This window comes from Nesterenkonia sp. AY15 (assembly GCF_022565855.1).
GTDB lineage: Bacteria > Actinomycetota > Actinomycetes > Actinomycetales > Micrococcaceae > Nesterenkonia.
Genome location: NZ_JAJOYV010000003.1, coordinates 230,569 through 254,942, shown reverse-complemented (window position 1 = coordinate 254,942; position 24,374 = coordinate 230,569). Strand labels below are relative to the sequence as shown.

Below are 24,374 nucleotides of genomic sequence, written 5' to 3'. Positions count from 1 at the left end.
GTCAGCGCTGCGGCCAGACGGAGCGTTCGCGCATGACCTCGGCGAGCGCCTCGGCGTCGTCGGTCATCAGACCGTCCACGCCCATGTCCAGGAGCTCATGCATCTGCGCGGGGTCATCGACGACCCAGACGTGGACCTGCAGGCCCGCCTGGTGGCAGCGCTGCACGAAGCGCGGGGTCACCACGCGCAGCCGGCCCTGGGAGACCGGGACCTGCACGCAGTCGATCTCGGCGATGCGCCCGCCCAGCCGGCCCATCAGTCCGAGCGGTCCCATGAGCACGATCAGCGCGGTGGCGGCCCAGCCGCCTGAGGCGGCGACCGGCCGGGTCAGCCGACGTCGAACACTGTGCCGGCGGGCGTCGTTGAAGCTCGCGGAGAGCACCCGGTCGTGGGCCTGGTGTAAGTCCACCAGCCGGGCGAACTCGGTCACCGCGGCGGAGTCCTTGAGGTCGACGTTGAGGTGGACGTCATCCCAGGCGTCCAGCAGCTCCTCGAAGCGCACCAGTGGTTCGGTGAAGTCCTCGCCGGCGCCCACCCGCAGCTCGGCGAGTTCAGCCCAGGTCTTCTCGCCCAGCGGGCCGCTGCCGGTGGTGACGCGGTCCAGCTCCTCGTCGTGGAAGACCACCAGGGTGCCGTCGGCGGCGGTGCGCACGTCGATCTCCAGGTATCGGTACCCCAGCTCCACCGCATGGCGGAAGGCGCCCATGGTGTTCTCACGGCGCGGATCAGCGCCGCGGTGGGCGAAGGCCAGCGGCCGGTGGTGCAGCGGCCCGGGCCGGGAGTTCAGCAGGTACGCCACGTCCCGATAGGCGTGCCTGCGGTAGGGCTTGGGCATCTAGAGCTCTCCGGCGAGCAGCTTCTCGATCACCTGCGCGACGCCGTCCTCGTCACAGGATGCTGCGGTGTGGTTCGCGGCGGAGCGGGCCTCCGGGTGGGCCGAGCCGACGGCCCAGGAGGTGCCGGCCCAGCGGAGCATCTCGATGTCATTGGGCATGTCCCCGAAGGCGACGACGCGTTCCCGGTCGATCTGATGGGAGGCAGCGTAGCGGGCGAGGCCGGCGGCCTTGTTCACGCCGCGGGCGGAGAGCTCCAGCAGGCTGACCCCAGGGGCTGAGTGGGTGACGGTGAGCAGGTTCCCGACCTTCTCCTGGACCCGGCCGAGGAACTCATCCGGGGCCATGGTGTTGGTCTTGCATAGCAGCTTGACCACCCGATCGGTCACGTGGGCGCTGGTGACGTCGCTTCCCGGGGTCCGGGCCGCGTGGGTGAGCCCATCGCGCTCCAGGGTCTCGTCCAGCGGCCCGAGCCGCAGGTCTTCCTCGGTGACGCCGGCGGCGCGGCGGCGGTCCTCTTCGAAGAACAGCGAACCGGCGATGAAGGGCTCCTCCATGTGCACGTGCTGGAGGGTCTCCGCGGCGAAGGAGGCCCGCGGATCGATCTGGCTGATCATATCCTTTACGCTGAACAGCGCCTCGGCGTTCAGGGCGGCCTCGTGGATGAGCCGGTCGCCGGCGAGGTCGTAGATGACTGCGCCGTTGGAGGCGATCACGGTGCCCAGTGCGCCGAGGGTCTCGCTGATGTGTTTGAGCCAGCGCACCGGGCGTCCGGTGACGAGCACGACCCGGACACCTGCCGACTGGGCGGCTTGGAACGCCTCGACCGTGCGCGCGGAGACCGTGCCCGACTGGGTGTGGGTGTAGCTGAGGATGGTCCCGTCGATGTCGCTGGCGATCAGGTGCACCGGCCCACCGGTGAGCGTCGGAACGGAGGCGGGGAAGGAGAGCTCGGTCATCTGATCAGCTCTTGAGAGCCTGGGTGAGCTCATCCGCAGTGGGAGGCTGGGCGCCGAAGCGGGAGGAGTTGATCGCCGCGGCCCGGGCGGCGGTGCGCAGCACGGTGGCGAGCTGGTCGGTACTGATCTCGCGCAGCGCTGCCCGCCGGGAGGCACCGAGCAGGTTCATCCCGCGCAGCGTGGAAAGCGTGGCGGCCATGAAGGAGTCTCCGGCGCCGACCGTGTCAGCGACCTCGATGGAGAAGGCCTCCTGCTCGGCGAAGCCTGCGCGGGTCAGCCCCATCGCCCCGGACGGTCCTCGGGTGACGATGACCAGGGCGGGACCCAGTTGCAGCCAGGCCTCCATGGTCTCGCGGTGGCTGCGCTCGGGGTAGAGCAGATCCAGATCGTCGGTGGAGGCCTGGATGACGTCGGCGCGGGCGATGAACTCCTCGGCCTGCAGGCGGGCTTCCTCGCGGTTGGGCACCAGAGTGGGGCGGTAGTTCGGGTCATAGGAGATGGTCGCGACCCCCCGCGCCCGGTCCAGCACCCCCTTGACCGTCTCGGCGCCGGGCTGGAGCATGGCCCCGATCGAACCGGCGTGGAGGTGCTCCAGCGGGCCGGTGTCGTCGCCGTTCTGGGCGGCGGGCTTGGTCTCCCGGGCCAGGGCACAGAACTTCTCTTCCAGCTCGTCAGCGCTGGGAAGCGTCCAGTCCAGGGTGAATTCGTAGCTGGCCTGTCCGGTGGGGTCCAGGGTGGCGCGCGCCACGGAAGTCGGGGAGGCGTCGGCCTCCAGCAGGGCGGTGATGCCCTGGGCGCGCAGACTGCGCGCGATCATCCGTCCATAGTCGTCGTCTCCGCGGCGACCGGCGAAGACCACGTCGTGCTCAAGCCGGGCCAGTCCCACCGCGACATTGAACGGCGAACCTCCGACGTGCGCTTTGGGGGCAGATGTCTCCGAATGGACGACATCTACCAGGCATTCTCCGATGACCGCCAGGTATGCACTCACACTACTAAACTACCGCACCCAAGAAAGCTCAGAGCTGTTTGTAAAGCTCATAGCCTCCGATGAGGTTGCGCAGCTCCGCCTCCGGGTGGCGCTGGCGCAGGACTTCAAGGGCCTGGCGGGAGCGGACCCCTATCTTGCAATAGAGCACCACCGGCTTTCCGGTGACGTCGTCGAGACCGGAGACCCCGGCGTCGTCGTGCCAGAGATCCCCCAGCGGGATGTTCACCGCGCCTTCGATGGTGCCCATCTGGTGCTCCCACGGCTCCCGGACATCGACGATGCCGCCGATCGCTCCGGCCTCCAGGAGCTCACGCAACTGTTTGGGGGTCAGCTCATCGTCGAGCTTGGGGTCCCCGGTGAAGGGATTGAAGTCGAGATCGTCGACGGCGGCCGGCTCGGCTGCCGGTTCCGGTTCAGACTGCCCGGTGGCGGACTCGGTCGCGGGCTCGGTCGCGGGCTCGGTCGCGGGCTCGGTCGCGGGCGCCGAAGCGTTCGGGGCGGCCGCCGCGGCGGGGGCGTCGGCGCTGAACCCGCCCAGTCCGGCGACATCGGCGCCGATGCTGGTCACCGGCACCCGCTCGGGATCGGGGTGCAGGCCTATCTCGCGGAAGCTGGCGTTGAGCGCGTCATAGATCAGCACCCGTCCCAACAGGGTCTCACCGATGCCGGTGAGGAACTTGATGGTCTCGGTGGCCATGATGGATCCGATCACCCCGGGCAGCACCCCGAGCACCCCGGCCTGGGCGCAGGTGGGGACCTCGCCGGCGTCGGGAGCCTCGGGGTAGAGGTCGCGGTAGGCGGGTCCGTGGCCAGCCCAGAAGAGGCTGACCTGTCCGGCGAAGCGCAGGATCGACCCGGAGACCATCGGCTTGTCGGCGATCTCGCAGGCGTCGGCGACCACGTAGCGGGTGGCGAAGTTGTCCGAGCCGTCCACCACGATGTCCGCCTCGGCGATCAGCTCCAGCGCGTTGGCGGCGGTGATCGGTGCGCGGTGTTCGTGGATGACCACCTCGGGGTGCAGCCCGCGCATCACCGCGGCGGCGGAGGCAGTCTTGGGCTCCCCGATGCTGGACTCGGAGTGGATCACCTGGCGGTGCAGGTTCGAGCGGTCCACCACATCGTGATCGATCACATCGATGGTGCCCACCCCGGCGGCGGCCAGGTAGGTCAGGATCGGTGCGCCCAGCCCGCCGGCGCCGATGACCACCACACGGGAGTTCAGCAGCTTCGCCTGAGCCTCGATGCCGAAGCCGTCCAGGGAGAAGTGCCGCTGGAACCGCTCCATCTGGGAGCGGGAGAACTGGGAAAGATCATTCATCGTGGGGCAGGTTCCTCAGGTGAGTTCGTCGATGGGGGAGATCCGGCCGTCAAAAGCGGAGGAGGCCTGGGCATGTTCGCGCCGCGGGATCCTCCCCGCCCGGGCGGAGAGGTAGCCGGCGTGCACGGCCATTCGCATCGCGGTGGCCATCTCGGTGGGGCGCTGGGCGCGGGTCACCGCGGAGGCGACCAGCACGGCGTCGCAGCCGAGCTCCATGGCCAGTGCGGCTTCGGAGGCGCTGCCGATGCCGGCGTCGAGGACCACCGGGATGCCGGCCCGGGAGGTGATGAGTTCGATGTTGTGCCGGTTCAAGATGCCCAGCCCGGTGCCGATGGGCGCACCCAGCGGCATGACCGCGGCCGCGCCGGCCTGTTCCAGGCGCAGTGCGACGGCGGGGTCGTCGGAGGTGTAGACCATCGGGATGAATCCGCGGTCGGCGAGCTGCTCGGTGGCCTCGAGGGTCTCGATGACGTCCGGGAGCAGGGTGTGTTCATCGGCGATGACCTCGACCTTGATCAGGTTGGTCTCGAGCGCCTCGCGGGCCAGCTCGGCGGTGAGCACCGTGTCCTTGACCGTGTAGCAGCCTGCCGTGTTGGGCAGGATGTCGATCCCGAGCCGCTCCAGCATCGAGAACACCGAGGTCTTGGTCTCGGGGCTGTACCGGCGCATGGCCACGGTGGTCAGCGTGGTGCCCGAGGCCAGCAGGGCGCGTTCGAGCGCGTCGAGGTCGGTGATGCCGCCGGTGCCCATGATCAGGCGGTTGGTCAGCGTGTAGTCACCGACTTCGAGGGCGGGAAGGTCTGCTGCGCGCAGTGGTGTGTTCATAGGGCTCTCTTCTCAGCCGCCTTGGACTGCGGTGACGATCTCGATGTCTTCGCCACCGGTCAGGGTGGTCGCGGACCAGCGGCTGCGCGGGACGACGGCGGCGTCGAGGGCGACGGCGACGCCGAGCCTACCCCCGTCGGCGGGTGTGCCATCGGGGTTGAGGCTGCGCCCGGTGGTCTGCGCGACGGCGTCCACCACGGTGGCGTCCTCAGGCAGCGTCACGGGTTCTTCATTGATGCGGACGGTGAGCATGGTTCTCCACGTCATCAGGTGCGGGTGGTCTTGGCACAACACGGCACGGGCCGGGTGTGTTCCTGGTCCGATCCAGGACTCGGGCCCGCGCGGCGCGGGCCGTGACCAGTCTAGTGAGTCAGTCTCGGTGCCGGGTCAGCCGCATGCGGCTAAGCAGCTGCTGATCTTCTGCGCTGAGCTCGGGTGTGGGGTCCGACGATGCAGATCCCAACAGTGCAGGTTTCACCAGTGCGGCGCCGAGCCGAGCGGCCAGCGGGGCCAGCAGGATGCCGTGGCGGGAGTAGCCGGTGGAGACCACCAGTCCGGGGCGCAGCTCCCCCAGGAAGGGCCGCTCGTCGGGAGTGCCGGGGCGGGCCCGGGTGGTGATCTCGGTGAGCTCCATGTCCTTGACCCCGGGCAGCACGGCGACGGCGTCGGTGAGCAGCTCCTGGACGGAGCCGGCGTGGGTGCCGGCCAGGCTGTCTTCGCGGGAGGAGGCTCCGATCACCAGTCCCCCGTCGGCGCGCGGGACCAGGTAGACCGAGCGGCCGTTGACCTTGGCCCGGACGGTGGCATCGAGGACGTGGGATTCCCCGCGCATGAGCTGAGCCGGGTTGACCTGCAGGCGCAGCACATCGCCGTGGATCGGGCGCAGTTCCAGCGGGCAGGTCTCCGGCAGTCCTGCGATCTCGGAGTAGCCGAGTCCGGGCACCATCAGCACCGAGTGGAACGGGTGCGCCGCGCCGTCGTCGGTGGTGAGGATGAACCGTTGACCGGGTGCCTCTTGCTCGTCAGGCGCCTCCTCGACGGAAGTGACCGTGGCGGTGTGCCAGCGGGCGGGAGCTCCGGCTCCGGGGAACTGACGCGGGTCCAGGTCTGCCTCCAGCGCGGCCCGGGTGGCGGCGACGAGTTGGCGCGGGTCGATCTGATGATCGCTGGGGACATCCCAGCCCTTGGAGAGTCCGGGGGCGAGGCCCGGCTCACGACGTCGCAGGGTGGAGCTGGTCAGCGCGCTGACCTCCATGCCGTGCTCACGCTGGAGAATAGCCAGCTCCGCGACGGCGTCGCGGTCGGAGCGGTCGGCGGCGATGAGCAGCGTGCCGTTCTCGCGGTACCCGGTGGGCACCGAGGTTGCGCGGGAAAGCGTGGAGAGGAACTGTGGGTACTCGGACCGGGAGGCGGTCATGATCGGCCAGAGATCATCCTGGCCGTATTGGACCTCGCTGATCGGGGCGAGCATTCCGGCGGCGGCGTAGGAGGCGTCCTGGGCGATGCTCGGGGCGATGACGGTGACGTCATGGCCGGTCAGACGCAGCTGCCAGGCGGTCAACAGCCCGATCACGCCGGCGCCGATGACTGCGGTGTTCGCCCTGGTGTTCACAGAGCGGGCGACGGGAATCGAACCCGCGTCGTCTGCTTGGGAAGCAGAAGCTTTGCCATTAAGCTACGCCCGCATTCTGGCCTGGTGAAGCCAGGCTTCGAGATTACCAGGTGCACCGGGGTCACGCGCGCCGCCCCCGAGCCACACCCGTTGCTCAGATGAGGAAGAGGCGGGATGGAGCGGCGGAGGGAAGAACCTCTAAGCCTTCGGCGTTGGTGTTGATAATGCCGCAACCGGCATCTTCAAGCGCACACCGACGAGCACGAGGAGCCCCCATGCCCACGGCGACTGCAGCAGTGGACCGCGAGACCATGCATCAACTCTTCGAAGGCCGCCACACCACGAACCTCTTCTCCGAGGGCGCGGTCGACCTGGCGCTGATCCACCAGGCCTACGAGGACGCCCGCTGGGCTCCGACCTCCATGAACTGCCAGCCGATGCGCCTGACCGTGCTGAACCCCGGGGAACGGCGCGACGCCGTCGTCGAGCATTTCAAGGGGGACAACGGCAAGAAGACCTCCGCGGCACCGATGACCGTGGTCCTCGCCTATGACCCGAACTGGCATGAGCACATGCCCACGCTCTATCCCCAGGTGGAGGGGCTGCGGGAGAAGTTCGCCGAGCGAGTCGAGTTCCGCGAGAAGATGGGGCGCGACAACGCGTTCCTGCAGGCCGGGTATTTCATCGTGGCGCTGCGCGCGCACGGCCTCGACGTCGGACCGATGGCCGGACTCGACGCACCTGGGGTCGACGCCGAAGTCCACGCGGAGACCGGCTGGAAGACCCTGATGGTGCTGAACGTGGGCCACGGCCCCAGCACCGACGACGACGCCCAGTACCCGCGCGGAGAGCGTTTCGGCTTCCAGCAGATCTCCCAGGTCCTCTGACCTTCGTCCCGCGGGCGCCCCGGGTCTCGCGAGCACCTCCGATCTTCAGCTCGCGTGCAGGAGGTGCGATGGCACCGACCAGCGCCACCGGCTAGATTCGACAGGCGCAGAAGGCCCTCACGGGCCTGACATGACCACCGATACCAAGGAGCATCACCATGGCCGAGAACTCACCACAGATCATTGGCAAGACCATCGCGCTGCTGGTCACCGACGGCGTCGAGCTGCCCGAGCTCACCGAGCCGATCGCCGCCATCAAGGCTGCCGGCGGGACCGCGAAGATCGTCTCCCCCAACGAGAAGTCCCTCCAGGCGATGGAGGGCGACTGGAACCACTCCGATCACTTCGACGTCGACGTCCAGCTCGGCTCCGCCTCGGCCGGGGACTACGACGGGCTGATCCTGCCCGGCGGCACCCTGAACGCTGACAGCCTGCGGATCGACGATGCTGCCAAGAAGTTCGTCTCCGCATTCTTCGCTGCCGAGATGCCGGTGGCCGCGATCTGCCACGGCCCCTGGATCCTCACCGAGATCGATCAGGTCAAGGGCCGTCGAGTCACGAGCTTCCCGTCCCTGAAGACAGACCTGACGAACTCGGGCGCCGAATGGGTGGACGAGTCCGCCGTCGTCAGCGATCGCTTGGTCACGTCCCGGACCCCCGATGATCTGGATGACTTCAACCACGCGTTCCTGACGCTGGTCGCGAAGGGCTGAACAGGCCACGCCGGCCGAAAGGCTGACGGCTGACGAGCATTGCGGCCAGGACCAGAGATGGGTCCTGGCCGCTTCTGTCTGCGCTGGCGCTCCGCGGAGGCCGGAGCCATGTCGTTCACCAATCCCAAGGCCACAGCCCCAGGGGGTGCCCTAATGTGGAGATATGGATGAGACTGAGACCATGGCACACACCCCACACCCCTCCCACCTGGGTCATCTGCGCCGGGATCGCCTGGTCTCGGCCAGGCTCTACGTCTGCACCGACCTCCAGCGATTCATCACCCGGCCCGAGGCGGGGCCGGTGGATGAGCTGGACTTCGACGCGCTGTACGACTTCTTCGTCGCCGCCTACACCGGAGGTGTGGACATCATCCAGATCCGGGACAAGGGTGTCGCGGTGCAGACGGAGATCGCCGCGCTGACCCTGCTGCGCCAGGTCGCCAATGAGCACGGCGGACTCTCGGCCGCGAACGATCGGGCCGACGTCGCGGCGATCACCGGGGTCGACGTCTTCCACGTCGGCCAGGACGACCTGACCACTGAAGAGGCCCGGATGATCTTGGGCGACGACGTCGTCATCGGCCGGTCCTGCCAGACCTGGGAGCAGGTGCGTGAAGCTGACTCCGACATCGGCCTGGACTACTACTGCACCGGTCCGATCTGGGAGACCCCGACCAAACCGGACCGCGCCGCTGTCGGACTAAAGCTGGCGGCACAGGCGGCGAGCCTGGAGAGCTCGAAGGTCTTCTTCGCCATCGGCGGGATCAATGAGGCCAACATCGGCGAGGTCACCGCGGCCGGCGCCGACCGCGTGGTGGTTGTCCGCGCCGTGACCCAGGCTTCGGACCCGGCCGCGAGCGCCCGGGCGCTGCGCGAGCAGCTGCCCGCTTAGGAGTCGACTTCGACCTCGGGTCGGACTTCGCCTCAGGCTTCGAGCCAGAGTTCGACCCGGACTTCGCCTCGACGCCGGTGCTGATCTCGCTGCGGCCGCTGCCGGGCTTCCGGCCGCGCGCCACTCCGATGAACTCCTGGATCACCGGGCCGTCGGCTTCGCGGAGCCAGGCCAGGCCCACGTCATAACCTGGGAGGCCCTCGACCTCGCGGATGACGATGTCTCGGCGGGCGAGCATCCGTGCCACCGAGTTCGGAAGGATCACCAGTCCGGCACCCGAGGCGACGACCTCCAAGGCCATCCTCTCCCCCGCGGCGAGATCGACGCCCAGCTTGGGCGTGTGGATGTCATCTGCGGCGAGCTGCTCCGGATCTGCCGGCTGATGCTCCTCGGGTTCTTCTGACTCCGGCGCTGACTGCTCTGAAGCGGACGGGTCTGGAGCTGACGTGTCTGAACCGGGCTCGGGGAGCATCTCGGCCGGGTCGAAGAACGGCTCTGCGGCGATCTCATCCCAGGTCACCGAGGTCTCGGCGGCGGCCACCCAGTGATCGCGGGAGGCGCAGACCACCGGGGCCTCGCGGTAGAGCCACACCCGGTGCAGGTCATCCCCGGTGGGGGCTTGCGCGTCCTCGGGGAACCGGATGTATCCGACGTCGACCGTGCCGGCGCGCAGTCGCTCCAACTGACCCGCCTCGTCGAAGCGGTCCACGCTCAGGGCGAAGTCGGGGTACCGCTCACGCCAGCGCGTCACCCATTTGTCCGGCGTCGCGCCCGGTATGGCTCCCAGTCTCATCGGGTCAGTCTACGGAGCCACGGACTTTCGGGCCGCCAGCCAGTCCACCGCACGATCGCGGTAGGCGAGGAAGCCCTTGTAGTCGGCCATGTCCTCAGGGAGCTCGGCGAGAACTGCCATCAGCCTGTCCCGCCAGGGCTCCACCTCCGCGACCGCCTCCAGGGGGAGCAGGTAGGTGCGGATCAAGAACATGACACACCCGGATTCGGGGAGCCGCACCAGATGCTGAACCTCCACCCGCAGGTGCACCTCGGCGCCGAAGGTCGCGTCGTCGACGCTGAGCACCCTTCCTCTCTCAGGCCCCCAGTCGGGATACGTCTCGGTGGACAGATCCAGGCGCCGCCCTACGGAGAGCGACCAGTTGGTCCGGCGATAGGGGGCGTCCGGCTGCAGACGCATGAGGAACTTCTGGGCTCGGGCGATGACCCCGGTGTCGTGGACCCGCGGCACCGGCCCGTGGATCTCGATGAAGCTCATCCCCAGGTCGAAGCCGAAGGACCAGTTCGACGCGAAGGAGACCAGTCCCGCATCCACGAAGAGCTGACCCTCGCGCTGGTCCAACAGGACGATGTCCTCCTGCACCTGGTCGCCGATGAACGCCAGCGGCTCCTGCGGCAGCGTGCTGGGGTCCCCGTAGACGAACCGCTGTTCGATGCCCCTGCGCCGGTTGGTCCACAGGAACGTCCCGGCTTCACGGTCCAGACGCATCGTGTCCGGGTAGGCGAGGGTCAGCTCCTGCATCAGGGTCAGCATGGCGTCCCACGCGGCGGGACGCATATGCGGCAGCACCTGCATCCGCGAGGGGTCGCTGCTGAGAATGGCCCTTCGCTCAGCGAGCTCGGCGGCGTATCCACTGTCGATGTGCACCACGGCGTCTCCCCATCGGCCTGCCGGCGTCTGCACCGACTGACGCGCTGGTTCCAGGTTGGTGGAGTATCGGTACGTGTCACCGGCAAAAGGGAAGGGAAAAGTGCGGACCAGATCCCTGGCGACCGTATCAGCGCTCACAGCGGCACTTCGAGACGGTCAGATGCGGCTCGGGAGACGCAGCACATCAGCGAATCGTTGGCGGCCCGCTCCTCGTCCTCCAGGTATTGGTCGCGGTGCAGCGGGATCCCAGCGGTGACGTCGATCCGGCATTCCCCGCAGAATCCCTGCCGACAGAGGTTCGGCACCGCGAGTCCCTGGTCTTCGAGCTCCTCCAAGAGGCTCCGACCCGGAGCCACCGTGATGACCTTCTGCGAGACGCTGAGGGCGACGTCGAAAGACTTCCCCGGGTCCAGCACGTCAGCACCGAAGCGTTCGGTGTGCACCCGCTCGAGCGGCCAGCCTCGTCGTGCTGCCACCTCGCGGACCGCGTCCATGAAGGTCGCCGGCCCGCAGCAATACAGATGGGTTCCGATGGGCTGGCGCTGCAGGCACAGTTCAAGATCGGCGCGGAACTGGACGCGGTCGGTGAAGCTGCGCAGTGACCCAGGAGCGAGGTTGCGCAGCTCCTCCAGGTGGACCCCGTGACCGGGTCGATGCATGTAGCGGACCTCCACCGCCTGGCCCCAGCGGACGGCCGCCCGCAGATGCGAGAGGATCGGGGTGACTCCGATGCCCGCGGCGACCAGCAGGTGCTTGCTGGCCTTCTGCATCGGGGGGAACAGCGAACGCGGCGGTCGGGCGAGGACCGTGTCTCCCGGGCGGCGCTCATGCAGCCACCTCGAGCCTCCCTCGGCAGACCCGGTGCGGAGCACCGAGATCGTGTAGGCGTCCGGCATCTGGGAGTCCCCGTGCAGGGAATAGGCGTTGACCGAGGGTCCACATTCAAGGATCAGGTGGCTGCCCGGGGTGAATGACGGAAGCCAGCCACGATCTGGACGCGCCAGCGTGAGCGTGCGCACCTCTGGGGAGGCGTCCACCACGTCTGTGACCTCCAGGGCAAAGGTGCTCATGCCGGCTCTCTCCTCGCCTCGAGCCGCTGTTCCGCGTCGTGCTTGGAGCCGAGGAGGCTGCCTCTCAGAGGCGAGAGATGATGATGGACGACCAGGGTCTCCGAGCAGCCATGACAGGCGATGATCTGGGCCGGCCGCGCCGTGGTGAGCGTCGTCGCCGCACAGTGGGCGCAGCTGACTTCAATGCGATCCACGTCTGTGGTGCTCACGATGATCTCCGCTCCGAGCAGTCCTGCCTGCAACGCCAGGGAGCGGGCGCGCAGGACGTCCGCCAGCGGTCCCACGATCATCAACCTCCACCCGACGACGGCGCGCTGAAGCTCCTCAGCCATGATGAGCTGCTCCTGGGCGCTGTCTCCCGTTGCCAGGGCGACGATGCGGTGTTCTATGCCGAGGTCGGTGAGTTCGCTGCTCCACCCTGCGGCGAGCGACGACGACCCGTAGGTGAGGATCGTGCATGAGGCGGCTGCCGGGTCCACTGGCTGCGCGGCAGGCGCACGCGCCCACGCGGGAATGCTCGTATGGTCCAGGACCGACGCCATCTGTCCTCCCATGTGACAGAGAGTGAGTTCCGTAGCGGACACGATACCCTCCTCCGGTGGCCCTGCCGAGGCTGCGGACGCGGGAGGAGCGCTGGGGCTCAGACCACCTTCTCTGCGAGGAACTCCACCGCACGGTCCCAGGCGAGCTGCGCCTGCTCTGGATCGTAGGTGCCGGCGGCGTTGGTGTCGTTGTGGAACGCGTGGCCGGCGTCGTAGTAGAAGTAGGTGACCTCGGCGCCGGACTCGGCCCGGATCTGCTGCGCCTGCTCGCGGGCCCGCTCCACCGGGCAGCTGTCATCGTGTTCGGCGTAATGGCCCTGCACCGTGGCGGTGACCCCGACGTAGCTCTTCGGCACGCCCTGGCCCACTCCGTAGAACGGCACCGCGGCGGAGACCCTGTCCCCCTGCTGGGCGGCCAGGGCGAGCACGAACCCACCGCCCATGCAGAAGCCGATGGCGCCGACCGAGGCGGAGGTGACCGCATCCAGCCCCAACAGGTGATCGGTGGCGCCGGCGAGCAGTCTGGCGCCCTCCTCGGCGGGCAGCTTCGACATCATCTCCCTGGCCTCGGCCCCGTCGTGGGTGATCGACCCGCCGTAGAGGTCCGGGGCCAGTGCGACGAAGCCGGAGGCCGCGAGCCGGTCGGTGACGTCCTTGATGTGATCGGTGAGTCCCCACCACTCCTGGATCACGATCACCCCGGGCCCGGAGCCGCTCTCGGGCAGCGCCAGGTAGCCGTGCCCGGTCTGCTCACCGGTGCCGGTTCCGTTGAGGGAGAAGGTGGTGTTCTGATGCGGGGTCGGTTCGCTCATGGTCTGACTGTAGCGAACCCGCAGAATCTACGAACGCACAGAACCGCCGCCCGGCCCAGTGGGTCGAGCGGCGGTTCTGGTGTTCACATGCTGCGGTGTCTACTCCAGCTCGGAGGCCAGATCGCGCTCGTAGAGGTCTTCGAGGGAGGACTGCACGGACTCCATCTCCTCGGCCACGTCGACGTCGTTGGTGAGGATGCTCTGCAGGGTCTGCGAGAGCTCCAGGTCACCGCCGGGGAGGAAGACGCGGGCGTTGTCCTGCGAGCGTGCGCGCTCCAGCTGCTCGACGGCGACCTGGAACTGCGGGGTCTCCTCGTAGACGGCCGACATGTCGGCGTCCTGCTGGACCGGCATGTACCCGGTGTTCTCCGAGAAGAATGCGGTGTTCTCGGTGTTGGTCATGAAGCCGATGAACATGGCCGCGGCCAGCTGCTCCTCGGGCTCGGAGTTCGCCGAGATCATCAGACCGGCACCGCCGGTGGGGGTCTCGCCCTCAGCCTCGGGACCGCCGGGCAGGAACGCCACGCCGACCTCGAAGTCGGCGGTGTCCAGGATGCCGCCGAGCGAGCCGGTGGACTGCACGATCTGGCTGGTGGCGCCGGAGCCGAAGTCATCGGCCGGGTCACCGGAGGAGACCGAGGCCCAGTCGTCGGTGGCGTCCTGCGCGAACTGGAGCGCCTCGACAGTCTCGTCTGAAGAGACGGGGGCGAAGTCCCACTCATCGGACCAGCTGCCGCCGTAGCCCCAGATCAGGTTCTGCATCCACCAGGCGGGATACTCCTCCTGGGGGGGGAAGGAGAACGCGGAGTTCGCGGTCTCGGCCTCCACCAGCTGCTGGGAGACCTCGGCGACCTCTTCCCAGGTCTCGGGAGCAGATTCGATGCCGGCCTCTTCGTAGTGATCCGCGTTGTAGTAGAAGAGCGGGGTGGAGCGGGCATACGGCACGCCGTAGTGGGAGTCCTCGTAGACGTAGTCCTCGTAGAGGGCCTCCACATAGCCGTCGGTGTCGACCTCGGCCGCCTCAAGGACCTCATCGACTGCCAGCAGCGAGTCATTGAGGTAGTTGGGGAACCAGGTCGCGTCCGAGAGGACGACGACGTCGGGGGTCGCGCCGGTGCCCTGGGAGGTCTGGAACCCCTGGGAGGTCTCCTCGTAGGTGGCGCCGGAGTTCTCCAGGGTGACCGAGATGCCGGACTCCTCCTCGAAGGCGGCGATCAGCTCTTCCTCCTGATCCACCGACCCGCCGGGGTGGTTGGACCAGAAGACGATCTCCTCGGCCGGCTCGACCTCGGCCCAGTCGACGCCCTCGCCGGCCTCCTGCTCATCGCCGGAGGTGTCGGGGCCGCATGCGCTCAGCGCGAGTACGGCGATGCTCAGGGCTGCGACGCCCGTCGTCGTCCTGCTGTTCAGCTTTTTCATCAGGTGCTCCTTGTGGTGCGGTGATTGATTCGGAGTCGTGACAGGGAGGTCTGGGTGGCGCCCGGCGGACCGGCGGCGGAGAGCATCTCGGCTTGGGTCATTTCACGGAGCCCTGGGTCAGTCCGGCCACGATGTACTTCTGCAGCGCGGCGAAGATGATGAGCATCGGGGCGATCACGATGACCGCGCCGGCCATCAGGATCCCGTAGCTGCCGGCCTGGGTCTCGACCGACTGCAGCAGGTTCAGGCCCACCGGCAGGGTCATCTTCTCGGCGCTGCCGGTGATGACCAGCGGCCAGAGGAAGCTGTTCCACTCGTTGACCACGGTGACCAGACCGACGGTGGCGATGGCCGGGATGGACACCGGTGCCGCGATCTGGAAGAGCTTGCGGAAGTGTCCGGCGCCGTCGAGCTCGGCGGCCTCGAACATCTCTTTGGGCAGGGCCATGAAGTGCTGGCGCAGCAGGAAGGTGCCGAAGGCGGTGCCCAGGCCCGGCAGGATGATGCCCCAGAGGGTGTCGCGGCCGCCGAGGCCGGTGATCGTCAGGTAGTTCGGCAGCATCGAGACCTCAGGGGGGACCATCAGAGCCACCAGGATGCCCAGGAAGATGAAGTTCCGGCCTGGGACCTTGATGAAGACCAGCGCGTAGGCAGTGGTGACCGCCAGCAGCACCTTGATGCTGGAGCCCACCAGGGTCACGTAGATGCTGTTGCCGAACATGGTCAGCAGCGGCACTCGATCCACGACGTTGCCGAAGTTGTCCAGGGTGGGATCCTGCGGCAGCAGCGTGGGGTTGAGCGTGACGATCTCGGTCGGCGGCTTGAAGCTGGAGGAGACCATCCAGGCCAGCGGCAGCACGATCACGATCAGCGCCACGAAGATCGGAAGGTAGCCGGTGAAGATGGTGTCGGCGAGGTTCTGCCGGCTGAACGCGTCCAGCCAGCCGCCGCGGCGCATCTGTTTGCGCTCGGTCTTGGTCAGCTTCTGCTTCTTCTCCGGGGCGATGCCGCGGGGCTGCGCATCTTCTTTGGGGGGTCGCGATCGGGTCAGGCTCATGAGTAGTGCACCTTCCGCTCGACGAAGCGCAGCTGGACAGCGGTGATGAAGAACAGGGTGAAGAAGAGCACCACGGCGATGGCCGCGGAGTAGCCGGCTCGCTGATAGGCGCCGAAGGACTGCAGGTAGATCTCAAAGATGATGGTGTTGGTGCCGTGACCGGTCGGGGTCATGGTGCGCAGGATGTCGAAGGCGTTGGTCATCGAGAAGAGGATGTTGGTGACCAGCAGGAAGAACACCGTGGGGGTCAGCAGCGGCAGCGTGACCGAGACGAAACGGCGGATCGGGCCGGCCCGGTCGATGGTCGCGGCCTCGATCAGGTCCTTCGGGATGGACTGCAGCCCGGCGAGGAATACCACCGCGCAGTAGCCGAGGTTCTTCCACACATAGACGATGATCACCATGAACAGCGACCAGTCCTCATTCAGGTACCACTCCGGGGAGCTGACGCCGAAGAACCCGAGGATGTGGGAGAGCCCGCCGCGGGTGGGATCGAAGATGAAGTTCCACACCATCGCCACCCCGACCCCGGAGAGCACATAGGGGGAGAACACGGCGGTGCGGGCGGCGGTCTTGCCCGGGATCTTCTTGTTCAGCACCAGCGCGATCAGCAGGCCCAGGATCATCGAGCCCAGCACCGCGCCGGCGGTGAAGATGCCGGTGACCCGCCAGACCTCCAGGCCGGAGTCTGAGGTGAAGAAGGCCACGTAGTTCTCCAGCCCGATCTGGGTGGCGCTGGAGGAGCCCAGCCGCCAGTCCAGGGTGGAGTAGTACATGTTGGAGAACAGCGGGTAATAGATGAACGCGAGGATCAGCAGGATGTTCGGACCCGCGAATAGCAGGAACAGGGACCAGTTCTTCGACTGCCGTCGTCGGTGCGCGCGAGCGCGCGTCCGTTCCTGCTCAGTCTGCACAGCAGAGCTCATCCAGCTTCCTTCCAGTATTTACTGACCTCATGTTAGCCACACCACTGACGAGTTGGGTGACAGAGCGTGAACTCCACATGAACGGTCCCAGATTGAGAGACAGGTCACAGTGCCTCAGTGTATGTCCTGGCGGCGGGGTCAGATCGTTAGGCTGGTGGGGGTCGGCTCGAGCAGCTGACGACTGGCGCGGACAGTGACACATCCCTGCCGAGTGACAGATTCCTGGTGAGTGAGGAGCGGCGATGAGCGAAGCAGTGCTGCTGGGCGTCTTCGCAGTGCTGCTCGCCAATTACGTTCTCGCCCTGGCCGTGTTCGCCCGTCGCGGCCTGGCCGGTGACTGGCTGCTGGTGGTCCTGCTCACCGGCACCACCGGCGCCGCACTGGCGGCGGTGCTCGCCGCCCTGGCCGACGACGGCGCCCGGTACCTCGACGTGGCGCTGGTGCTCACCGGCACGGCGGCGGTCGCGGCGGCGGTGCGCGCCGGACTGCGCAGGCGCCCCCGGCGAACCGCCGCGGAAGAGCCCGCATGAGCGAACTCAGCCAGCTGGCGGCCCTGGCGCTGATCCTGGCCGGCACCTTCTTCTTCAGCGTGGGCACCTTGGGCCTGATCCGCTTCCCCGACCTGCGCAGCCGGCTGCATGCTCTGACCAAAGCGGACAATCTGGGCCTCGGGCTGGTCCTCACCGGCGTCGCGCTGCTGCTGGGGAGCTGGACCAGCGCCGCGGTGCTGGTCCTGACCTGGGTGTTGGCGCTGGCGGCGGCGTCGATCTCGGCCCATGTGCTCGGCGGCATCGACGCCGCCGAGCAGTCGCAGCAGCGCCGGGGCGGCTCGGAGACGCAGGCGACTCCACCGACGCCGGACACCCCGGAGCGCCAGTCATGACCGGTGGAGTCCCGGCCGCAGACCTGGTGCTCGGGGCTGGGCTGCTCGCCTCGGTGCTGTGCACCGTTCTTCCGAGCTCTCGGTTCGCCCAGTCCATGGGCCTGCTCGGCTTGGGCGTGCTGACCACGCTGGCCTGGCTGCGGCTGGGCAGCGTGGATGTGGCTCTGGCCGAGGCGGGCATCGGCGGCGGGATCCTCGCAGCACTGTTGGTCTGGGTCTCGGTCGGCTCCCCCGCCCAGCCCTCCCCCGATGCCGCGACCGCGCCGCGGTGGACCTGGCTGCGACCTGTGGTGGGCACGCTCAGCGCCATCACCCTGATCGTCGTCGCCGCGGCCGTCTGGCTCCGCGCCGAGCAGTCGCTGCCCGCCTGGGACGCGGCCCTCACCGCGAATATGGGGCTGACCGGTGTGGAGCATGAGATCACCGGCGTGCTGCTGGTCTTCCGCTTCTACGACACCCTGCTGGAATCTGCGGTGCTGATGCTCACGGCCGTCGCCGTGCTCGCGCTGGGTCACGGTGACGTCGGGCCTCGGGCCGGACTCAGCGGCGCGCTGAGCCCGGCGCCGCCGATCCCGGCGAGCCTGCACTGGCTGATCCGGGTGTTCGCCCCGGTGCTGTTCCTGGCCGGACTGTGGCTGCTCTTCGCCGGCAGCACCGACTCCGGGGGCGCCTTCCAGTCCGGGGCCGTGCTCTGCGCGGTGCTGATCCTGCTGCACAGCGCCCACGTGCCGTTGGGGAAGCTCACCGTGAGCTGGCTGCGCCCAGTGCTGGTGGCCGGCGTCGTCGTCTTCATCCTGGCCGCCCTGGCACACCTGAACGCGCCCTTCTCCTTCCCGGTGCTGCTCACCATCGAGATCCTGCTGACGCTGGGGATCGCGGCCGGGCTCTACGCGATCTATCTGTGCCTGGACGACCCCGCGCGGCGCGAGGTCACCACATGATGCCCTTGTCTGTGGCCCTCGGTCTGGCTGGCGTGGGCGCGATCGACCTCTCCCAGGTGCAGTGGTACCTGCTTCTCGGCACGGCGATCGCGGTGATCGGGATGGTGCGGATGCTGCTCACCCGGGACCTGGTCGCCCGGCTGATCGCGCTGAACGTCACCGGGATCGGCTCGCTGATGCTCATCCTCGCCCTGGCGGCCCGCACGGCGGAATCCGGTGATGCGGCCGGCGCGGGGGACGGGACCGATCCGGTGCTCTCGGCACTGGTGATCACCGGGCTGGTCATCACGGTGGCCTTCACCGGACTCGGCGCGGTGCTGATCCGCCGGATCGAAGGTGTCCAGGACGTCGAAGGCCCCGCGGACACCAAAGACTCCGGAGACTCTGGACACTTCAACGGCTCCAAGGACGCGGAGGCCGAGGAGTGACCGCGCCGATGAGCCTGACCCTGTTCTGTCTGGGCGCTGTGGTGCTGGTTCCGCTGCTGGCCAGCGCGCTGAGCGTGCTGCTGGGCTCGGTGGCGCGGCGGGTCCTGGGCGTGATCACCTCTGCGGCGGTGCTCGGCCTGAGCACCCCGATCCTGGTCCAGGTCACCTCCGGACAGACCCTCGAGCTCGCCCTGGGCGGCTTCGAGTCCCCGCTGGGCATCACCCTGCGCGCCGACGGCCTCTCAGCCCTGTTCCTGGCGATGACCGCCGTGGTCGGCGCGGTGGTCAGCTGCTATGCCGCCGCGCGCCCCGCCTCCACCGGGAAGCGGCTGGTCCCAGGCACACCGGACCGGGATGCGGACAAGCAGCATCACCGTCGCACGGAGCCCCCCGGCGTCTGGCGCGCGGGTCACGCCGGGTTCTGGCCGCTGTGGCTGGGCTGCTGGTCCGGGCTCAACGCCGTCTTCCTCTCCGGGGACCTGTTCAACACCTATGTCGGGCTGGAGCTGGTGGGACTGACCGCGGTGGCGCTGGTGGCCCTCGGCGGCCGTGACGCCTGGCCCGCGGCGCTGCGCTACCTGTTCATCGCGGTGCTGGGCTCGCTGCTGTTCCTCATCGGGGTCGCGCTGATCTACTCGGTGACCGGCACCCTGGACATCATCGACTCCGGCGAGATCATCACCGGGCTCGCCGCCGAGGACGACGCCGACCTCGCCGCCGTCGTGCTGGCGCTGTGCCTGATCAGTCTCGGCCTGGCGCTGAAGGTGGCCCTGGTGCCGCTGCACCGGTGGCTGATCCCGGCGCACTCCTCGGCCCCCAGTGCGGTCTCCCCGCTGCTCTCCGCGCTGGTCATCAAGGCCGCGCTGTTCGTGCTGCTGCGCGTCTGGCTGTGGGTCGCCGGTCCGCTGCCGGAGCTGGCGATCCTGGCCGGGGTGCTGGCCGGGATGGGCGCCGCCGCGATCCTGGTGGGGTCGGTGATGGCGCTGCGGCAGAGCCGGCTCAAGCCGCTGATCGCCTACTCCACCGTGGCCCAGGTCGGATACTGGTTCCTGCTGCTGCCGCTGCTGCTGGACCCCGAGACCAGCGCACTCGAAGGCCAGCCGGGCACCACGTTGGACGAGGGTGCGGTGCTGGCGGGCGCGCTGAGCGGCACCGTGGCGCTGGCCCTGGGGCACGGGCTGGCCAAGGCCAGCCTCTTCCTCTCCGCCGGGCACCTCAAGGACCTCTACGGCACCGATGAGATCGCAGATCTGCGCGGCGCCGGCCGGGCACATCCGATGCTGGTGATGAGCATGGGTCTCAGCGCGGTGGGCCTGATCGGGCTGCCGCTGTCCCTGGGCTTCTCCGGCAAGTGGCTGCTGGCCACCTCCGCCGTCGCCGCCGGACACTACTGGATGCTGGTGGTCCTGGTGGCCGGAACCCTGTTCAGCGCCGCCTATCTGCTCAAGGCGGTGGCTCCGCTGCTGGTGATGAGTGAAGACGATCAGACCGAGCTGACCCTGCCGCAGGCCCAGACCCGCCCCGAAGACCCCACGCTGACCGGGAAGGCGCAGCTGGCGCCCTTCGTGCTGGGACTGCTCACCGTGCTCACCGGGTTCCTCGGCGTCTGGCTCACCGGGGTCCTGGAGGTGGGCGCCCCATGGTGACCTGGCTCGAGCAGATGCCCGGGGAGCTCCTGCCCGCCATCCCGGTGGTGATGGTGCTGCTGTCGCTGACCGCCGCCGTCGCGATCTTCCCGCTGCCGGAGAACAGCGTGAAGCTGCGCGCCGGGATCAACCTCACCGCCGCGGTGGCGAAGGTGCTGCTGATCATCGCCCTGGTCCCGGCCGTGGTGGCCGACGGCGCCCGGCCCGAGTTCTCCGCACCCTTCCTGCCGGGCATCGACCTGGTGCTGCGGGTGGACCCGCTGGCGCTGTTCTTCGCCGGGCTCTCCTCGCTGCTGTGGCTGCTGACCACCATCTATGCCCTGGGATACCTGCGCGGGACGAAGAACAAGAGCCGCTTCTTCGGGTTCTTCAGCCTGTGTGTCACCGCCACGGTGGGCATCTCCTTCTCCGGGAACCTGGTCACCTTCCTGGTGTTCTATGAGCTGCTCACCGTGGTGACCTACCCGCTGGTGGCGCACTGGGGCACCCCCGCCTCGCTGCGGGCGGCCCGGATCTACCTGCGCTACGCCCTGGGCGGCGGACTCGCGGTGCTCATCGGAGTGGTCTGGCTGACCATGTACGTGGGCCCGGTCGACTTCGCCGACGGCGGCGCCGAGGGTGTCACCGAGCTGGTCGCCTCGAATCCGGTGCCGGCGCTGCTGATCTTCGGGCTGCTCGTGGGCGGTCTGGGAGTCAAGGCCGCGCTGTTCCCGCTGCATGGCTGGCTGCCGCTGGCGATGGTCGCACCGGCCCCGGTCTCGGCGCTGCTGCACGCGGTGGCAGTGGTCAAGGCCGGCGTGTTCGGGATCGTGCGGGTGCTCCACGACGCCTTCGGGGTCGAAGCCGCCGCCGAGCTGGGGGTGCTCACGCCGCTGCTGATCCTCGCGGCGTTCACCATCCTCTATGGCTCCTATCAGGCGCTGCGCCAGCAGGAGATCAAGAAGCGGCTCGCCTATTCCACGATCTCCCAGGTCAGCTACGTGGTGCTGGGGGTGGCGATGGTCAACGTGCTCGCCACCACCGGCGGGGTGGTGCACCTGGTCCACCAGGGACTGATGAAGGTGACGCTGTTCTTCTGCGCGGGACTCTTCGCGGAGGTGATCCGCGCCCATACGGTGAGCCAGCTGCGCGGGGCGGGACGACGGATGCCGCTGACCTCGGCGGCGTTCACCGTGGGCGCCTTCGGCATGATCGGGCTGCCGCCGACGGCCGGGTTCATCTCCAAATGGCAGCTGGGCACCGGAGCGCTGGCCTCGGAGCACCCCTGGGTGCTGTGGGTGCTGGTGGGCTCCTCGCTGCTCAATGCGGCATATTTCCTGCCCGTGGTCTACGCGCTGTGGTTCGTCGATCCCGAGGAGGTGGAGCCCGAGACGCTGGTGAGCCGCGGATCCGACGCCTCAGATCCGCTGCGGGTCCGCGAGCCCAAGAGCCTGCTGATCCCGGCGCTGATCACCGCCGGGCTGACCCTCTTCGTCGGGATCGCCGCCTCGCTGGCCTTCGCCCCGCTGCAGGTCGCCCGGTTCATCGCTGAGGGGGTGCTGGGCTGATGCTGATCTCACCCCCTTCGCTCTTCTCACCGTCGCTGCTCATCGCACTGTCCCTGCTGACCCCGCTGGTCATCGTGCTGGTCCTCGGGCTCGCGGGACTGCTGCGCCCGCTGCAGGCGTTCACGCTTCGGCGCCGGCTGACCCTGTTCGCGCCGCTGGCCGTGGCCCCGGCGGTGCTGCTGGCGCTGCTGGCGGAACCCGGCTCCGTCGCTGAGACCGTCGAGGTGCCCTGGCTGCTCTTCGGGGCGCATTTCGGGGTGGACCTCTACGCCAGGCCGCTGCTGCTGATCGCCGCGCTGCTCTACGGGGCCGCGCTGCTGTCGATCAGCTGGATCAAGCTGCGTGATGCGGAGCGGGGCTCGGGCGCGCTCTCGGCGTTCTTGCTGCTCAGCTTCACCGGCAACATCGGCACCTACCTCGCCGCCGACGCCGCCAGCTTCTATCTGGCCTTCGCGCTGATGAGCTTCTCCGCGGCCGGCCTGGTGATCCACTACCGGACCCCGGCCGCGCAGCGCGCCACCCGGGTCTACCTGGTGATGTCGGTGCTCTCCGAGACCGCCATCCTGGCCGCGCTGATCCTGATGACCTCCGCCGGCGGGTTCCTGCTCGCCGAGGCCTCCGAGGCGGCAGGCACCGCGCACACCGGGTTGATCCAGGGGCTGCTGATCTTCGGATTCGGGGTCAAGGCCGGCACCGTCCCGCTGCATGTGTGGCTGCCGCTGGCCCATCCGGCCGCGCCGCCGGCCGCCTCGGCGGTGCTCTCCGGGGCGATGGTCAAGGCCGGGATGATCGGCTGGCTGCGGTTCCTGCCCGAGGGCGAGACAGCCGGGGCGGTGCTGCTGACGCTGGCGCTGATCGGGGCGTTCGCCGCCGTCGCCGTCGGAGTCCTCCAGCATGATCCGAAGGTGGTCCTGGCCTATTCGACCATCTCGCAGATGGGGTTCATCACCGTGCTGGTCGCGGTGGGGCTGATGGTCCCCGAGCTGCGGGCCGCGACGTCGGCTGCCGCGGTCATCTACGCGGTCCACCATGGCCTCGCCAAGGGGGCGCTGTTCCTGGGGGTGCCGGTGGTCAAGCACTATGCCCGGGGTCGGACCGGGATCCTGGTGCTGCTCGGGATGCTCGGGGCGGGGCTGGCCGTGGCGGGGGCTCCGCTGACCTCCGGGGCCTTCGGCAAGTATGTGTCCAAGGAGGCGGTGAGTGGGATCGAGGTCCTCGGGGTGGGGCTGGATCTGCTGCTGCCGCTGGTCGCGACCGGGTCCACCCTGCTGCTGCTGCGCTTCGCCGTGGTGATCTGGGCGGCGGACCGTGATCCGCGCCGGCGGGCCGATGGGGAGCTGTTGTCCTGGCTGGGGGTCTGCGCGGCAGGGATCGTGGTCCCCTGGGTGATCGGCGCCCGGTGGGTGACCGATCCGGTGCAGGCAGACGGCGTCTCGGTGCCGAGCTGGGAGCCGAGCACCCTGTGGGACGCGACCTGGCCGATCCTGTTCGGGATCCTCCTCGCGGCGCTGGTCTGGGGCGCGGCCCGCCGCGGGCTGCTTCCGGCGCGGCTGCGCGGCGAGACGACGCCGGCGGTCCCGCCCGGGGACCTGCTGCTGGCGGAGGAGTCGCTGCTGCGTCGCGTCGGGGCTGCCGGCGGGTCGGCGCTGGATGGTGCACATGGGTTCACCACGTCCGCCGCCGAACGCTGGGGCAGCCTCTGGTCCGCCGCGGCGCAGCGGGGACGACGCGCAGTCTCCTGGGCGGAGGCTCGGCTGGGCGGCTGGGAATCCACCGGCCTGATGCTGGTGGTGCTGCTGACCGTGGTCACGGTGGCCACGATGCTCGTGGCAGGGAGGTTCTCATGAGCAGCTGGGTATCGGCCGGGGTGCTGCGCGCCGTGGTGCTGGGCGTCCTCTGGTGGGCGCTCTCCGGAGCCGGCGCAGACTACCTGATCTACGGGCTGGTCTCGGTGGCGCTGGCCACGGGGATGAGCCTGCTGCTGCTGCCGCCCTCCGCGCGGCGCTCACCGCGCGGCTGGCCTCGCCGGCTGGGATCATCGATCGTGCTGCTGGGCTGGTTCCTGGGGCAGTCGGTGCTCGGCGGACTCGATGTGGCACGTCGGGTGCTGGCCCGTCCGGTCGACATCGCCCCCGACGTCGTCGTGGCGCCCTTTGCGCTGGAACCGGGTCATGCCCGCCAGCTCGCTCTGGCGTTGATGAACCTGATGCCCGGGTCCATGGTCCAACAGGTGGTCACCGCCGACGGTGAACCAGCGGACAACACCGCCGAGGGACCGGTCCTTCCACCTGCGGCGGTGCAGCTGCACACGCTCTCCCCCGCGCTCGACCCGGCGGACCAATGGGCCCGGCTGCAGCGCCGGGTCGGTGCCGCCTTCGGGGACTGAGGCTGGCTTCACCCAGTGCGGTTC

At 68.8% G+C, this 24,374-nt stretch carries 26 protein-coding genes and 1 tRNA gene; 11 read left to right on the top strand and 16 right to left on the bottom strand.

Annotated features, from left to right (window positions below):
• Position 1: 1 nt before the first annotated feature.
• The 8 genes from LSI54_RS06780 to LSI54_RS06745 form a co-directional block, all read right to left on the bottom strand.
• On the bottom strand, positions 2-835 hold the full coding sequence (locus LSI54_RS06780) for a glycerophosphodiester phosphodiesterase (RefSeq protein WP_241465607.1): 834 nt from the start codon (positions 833-835) through the stop codon (positions 2-4).
• Positions 836-1,792, bottom strand: a complete 957-nt coding sequence (locus LSI54_RS06775) for an HAD family hydrolase (RefSeq protein ID WP_241465608.1) — start codon at positions 1,790-1,792, stop codon at positions 836-838. It abuts the gene before it with no gap.
• A gap of 4 nt (positions 1,793-1,796) precedes the next feature.
• Positions 1,797-2,783 (bottom strand): carbohydrate kinase family protein, encoded by a 987-nt coding sequence (locus tag LSI54_RS06770; RefSeq protein WP_241465609.1) that lies wholly within the window; start codon positions 2,781-2,783, stop codon positions 1,797-1,799.
• 28 nt (positions 2,784-2,811) lie between these two features.
• Positions 2,812-4,101 carry a molybdopterin-synthase adenylyltransferase MoeB gene (gene moeB, locus LSI54_RS06765; protein ID WP_241478003.1) on the bottom strand — a complete coding sequence of 430 codons (1,290 nt, stop codon included), beginning with the start codon at positions 4,099-4,101 and terminating at the stop codon, positions 2,812-2,814.
• Positions 4,102-4,116: 15 nt separating this feature from the next.
• A complete protein-coding gene (locus LSI54_RS06760) occupies positions 4,117-4,926 on the bottom strand; it encodes a thiazole synthase (protein ID WP_241478002.1) in 810 nt (269 codons plus the stop codon).
• Positions 4,927-4,938: 12 nt separating this feature from the next.
• Positions 4,939-5,178, bottom strand: a complete 240-nt coding sequence (gene thiS / locus LSI54_RS06755; RefSeq protein ID WP_241470852.1) for a sulfur carrier protein ThiS — start codon at positions 5,176-5,178, stop codon at positions 4,939-4,941.
• A 118-nt stretch (positions 5,179-5,296) separates the two neighbouring features.
• Positions 5,297-6,538 (bottom strand): glycine oxidase ThiO, encoded by a 1,242-nt coding sequence (gene thiO, locus LSI54_RS06750; protein ID WP_241478001.1) that lies wholly within the window; start codon positions 6,536-6,538, stop codon positions 5,297-5,299.
• Positions 6,539-6,540: 2 nt separating this feature from the next.
• Positions 6,541-6,611: transfer RNA gene (locus tag LSI54_RS06745), tRNA-Gly, on the bottom strand.
• Positions 6,612-6,813: 202 nt separating this feature from the next.
• On the opposite strand from LSI54_RS06745, the gene LSI54_RS06740 reads away from it, so the two are divergent.
• The 3 genes from LSI54_RS06740 to thiE all read left to right on the top strand — a co-directional run bounded on the left by LSI54_RS06740 (position 6,814) and on the right by thiE (position 9,030).
• Positions 6,814-7,425 carry a malonic semialdehyde reductase gene (locus LSI54_RS06740; RefSeq protein WP_241476339.1) on the top strand — a complete coding sequence of 204 codons (612 nt, stop codon included), beginning with the start codon at positions 6,814-6,816 and terminating at the stop codon, positions 7,423-7,425.
• A gap of 158 nt (positions 7,426-7,583) precedes the next feature.
• The gene (locus LSI54_RS06735; protein WP_241478000.1) at positions 7,584-8,138 is read left to right on the top strand and encodes a type 1 glutamine amidotransferase domain-containing protein; all 555 of its coding nucleotides are present in this window, start codon (positions 7,584-7,586) and stop codon (positions 8,136-8,138) included.
• Positions 8,139-8,319: 181 nt separating this feature from the next.
• Positions 8,320-9,030, top strand: a complete 711-nt coding sequence (gene thiE, locus LSI54_RS06730) for a thiamine phosphate synthase (protein WP_241470848.1) — start codon at positions 8,320-8,322, stop codon at positions 9,028-9,030.
• Here the strand turns inward: thiE and LSI54_RS06725 are convergent.
• The 8 genes from LSI54_RS06725 to LSI54_RS06690 form a co-directional block, all read right to left on the bottom strand.
• Positions 8,927-9,823, bottom strand: coding sequence for a LysR substrate-binding domain-containing protein (locus LSI54_RS06725; protein ID WP_241477999.1), 897 nt, complete (start codon positions 9,821-9,823; stop codon positions 8,927-8,929). The genes thiE and LSI54_RS06725 overlap by 104 nt on opposite strands.
• 9 nt (positions 9,824-9,832) lie before the next feature.
• Positions 9,833-10,831 (bottom strand): heme-dependent oxidative N-demethylase family protein, encoded by a 999-nt coding sequence (locus LSI54_RS06720; RefSeq protein WP_241477998.1) that lies wholly within the window; start codon positions 10,829-10,831, stop codon positions 9,833-9,835.
• Complete coding sequence (locus tag LSI54_RS06715; RefSeq protein WP_241477997.1) at positions 10,828-11,763, bottom strand: PDR/VanB family oxidoreductase; 936 nt, start codon at positions 11,761-11,763, stop codon at positions 10,828-10,830. Before LSI54_RS06715 ends, LSI54_RS06720 begins: the two co-directional genes overlap by 4 nt.
• Positions 11,760-12,305: a dimethylamine monooxygenase subunit DmmA family protein gene (locus LSI54_RS06710; protein WP_241477996.1), complete on the bottom strand. Its 546-nt coding sequence runs from the start codon at positions 12,303-12,305 to the stop codon at positions 11,760-11,762. The genes LSI54_RS06715 and LSI54_RS06710 overlap by 4 nt, the downstream gene beginning before the upstream one ends.
• A gap of 98 nt (positions 12,306-12,403) precedes the next feature.
• The gene (locus tag LSI54_RS06705; protein ID WP_241477995.1) at positions 12,404-13,117 is read right to left on the bottom strand and encodes a dienelactone hydrolase family protein; all 714 of its coding nucleotides are present in this window, start codon (positions 13,115-13,117) and stop codon (positions 12,404-12,406) included.
• A 99-nt stretch (positions 13,118-13,216) separates the two neighbouring features.
• Positions 13,217-14,536 (bottom strand): ABC transporter substrate-binding protein, encoded by a 1,320-nt coding sequence (locus tag LSI54_RS06700; RefSeq protein WP_241477994.1) that lies wholly within the window; start codon positions 14,534-14,536, stop codon positions 13,217-13,219.
• Between the two features lie 97 nt (positions 14,537-14,633).
• Entirely contained in the window at positions 14,634-15,494 is an 861-nt protein-coding gene (locus LSI54_RS06695) for a carbohydrate ABC transporter permease (protein ID WP_241465781.1), read from the bottom strand.
• A gap of 95 nt (positions 15,495-15,589) precedes the next feature.
• Entirely contained in the window at positions 15,590-16,519 is a 930-nt protein-coding gene (locus LSI54_RS06690) for a carbohydrate ABC transporter permease (RefSeq protein ID WP_241465623.1), read from the bottom strand.
• A 242-nt stretch (positions 16,520-16,761) separates the two neighbouring features.
• Between LSI54_RS06690 and LSI54_RS06685 the strand changes: the two genes are divergently transcribed.
• From LSI54_RS06685 to LSI54_RS06650, 8 genes are read left to right on the top strand one after another with little or no spacing between them, the layout of a single operon-like run.
• Positions 16,762-17,049, top strand: a complete 288-nt coding sequence (locus LSI54_RS06685) for a hypothetical protein (RefSeq protein WP_241477993.1) — start codon at positions 16,762-16,764, stop codon at positions 17,047-17,049.
• Complete coding sequence (locus LSI54_RS06680) at positions 17,046-17,402, top strand: cation:proton antiporter (protein WP_241477992.1); 357 nt, start codon at positions 17,046-17,048, stop codon at positions 17,400-17,402. The genes LSI54_RS06685 and LSI54_RS06680 overlap by 4 nt, the downstream gene beginning before the upstream one ends.
• Complete coding sequence (locus LSI54_RS06675) at positions 17,399-18,343, top strand: hydrogenase subunit MbhD domain-containing protein (RefSeq protein ID WP_241470839.1); 945 nt, start codon at positions 17,399-17,401, stop codon at positions 18,341-18,343. Before LSI54_RS06680 ends, LSI54_RS06675 begins: the two co-directional genes overlap by 4 nt.
• On the top strand, positions 18,340-18,771 hold the full coding sequence (locus LSI54_RS06670) for an NADH-quinone oxidoreductase subunit K (RefSeq protein WP_241470838.1): 432 nt from the start codon (positions 18,340-18,342) through the stop codon (positions 18,769-18,771). The genes LSI54_RS06675 and LSI54_RS06670 overlap by 4 nt, the downstream gene beginning before the upstream one ends.
• Before the next feature lie 8 nt (positions 18,772-18,779).
• Positions 18,780-20,417 (top strand): complex I subunit 5 family protein, encoded by a 1,638-nt coding sequence (locus LSI54_RS06665; protein ID WP_241477991.1) that lies wholly within the window; start codon positions 18,780-18,782, stop codon positions 20,415-20,417.
• Positions 20,411-21,964, top strand: coding sequence for a complex I subunit 5 family protein (locus LSI54_RS06660; protein ID WP_241477990.1), 1,554 nt, complete (start codon positions 20,411-20,413; stop codon positions 21,962-21,964). Before LSI54_RS06665 ends, LSI54_RS06660 begins: the two co-directional genes overlap by 7 nt.
• Complete coding sequence (locus LSI54_RS06655; RefSeq protein WP_241470835.1) at positions 21,964-23,811, top strand: complex I subunit 5 family protein; 1,848 nt, start codon at positions 21,964-21,966, stop codon at positions 23,809-23,811. Before LSI54_RS06660 ends, LSI54_RS06655 begins: the two co-directional genes overlap by 1 nt.
• On the top strand, positions 23,808-24,350 hold the full coding sequence (locus tag LSI54_RS06650; protein ID WP_241470834.1) for a Na+/H+ antiporter subunit E: 543 nt from the start codon (positions 23,808-23,810) through the stop codon (positions 24,348-24,350). The genes LSI54_RS06655 and LSI54_RS06650 overlap by 4 nt, the downstream gene beginning before the upstream one ends.
• Positions 24,351-24,374 lie beyond the last annotated feature (24 nt).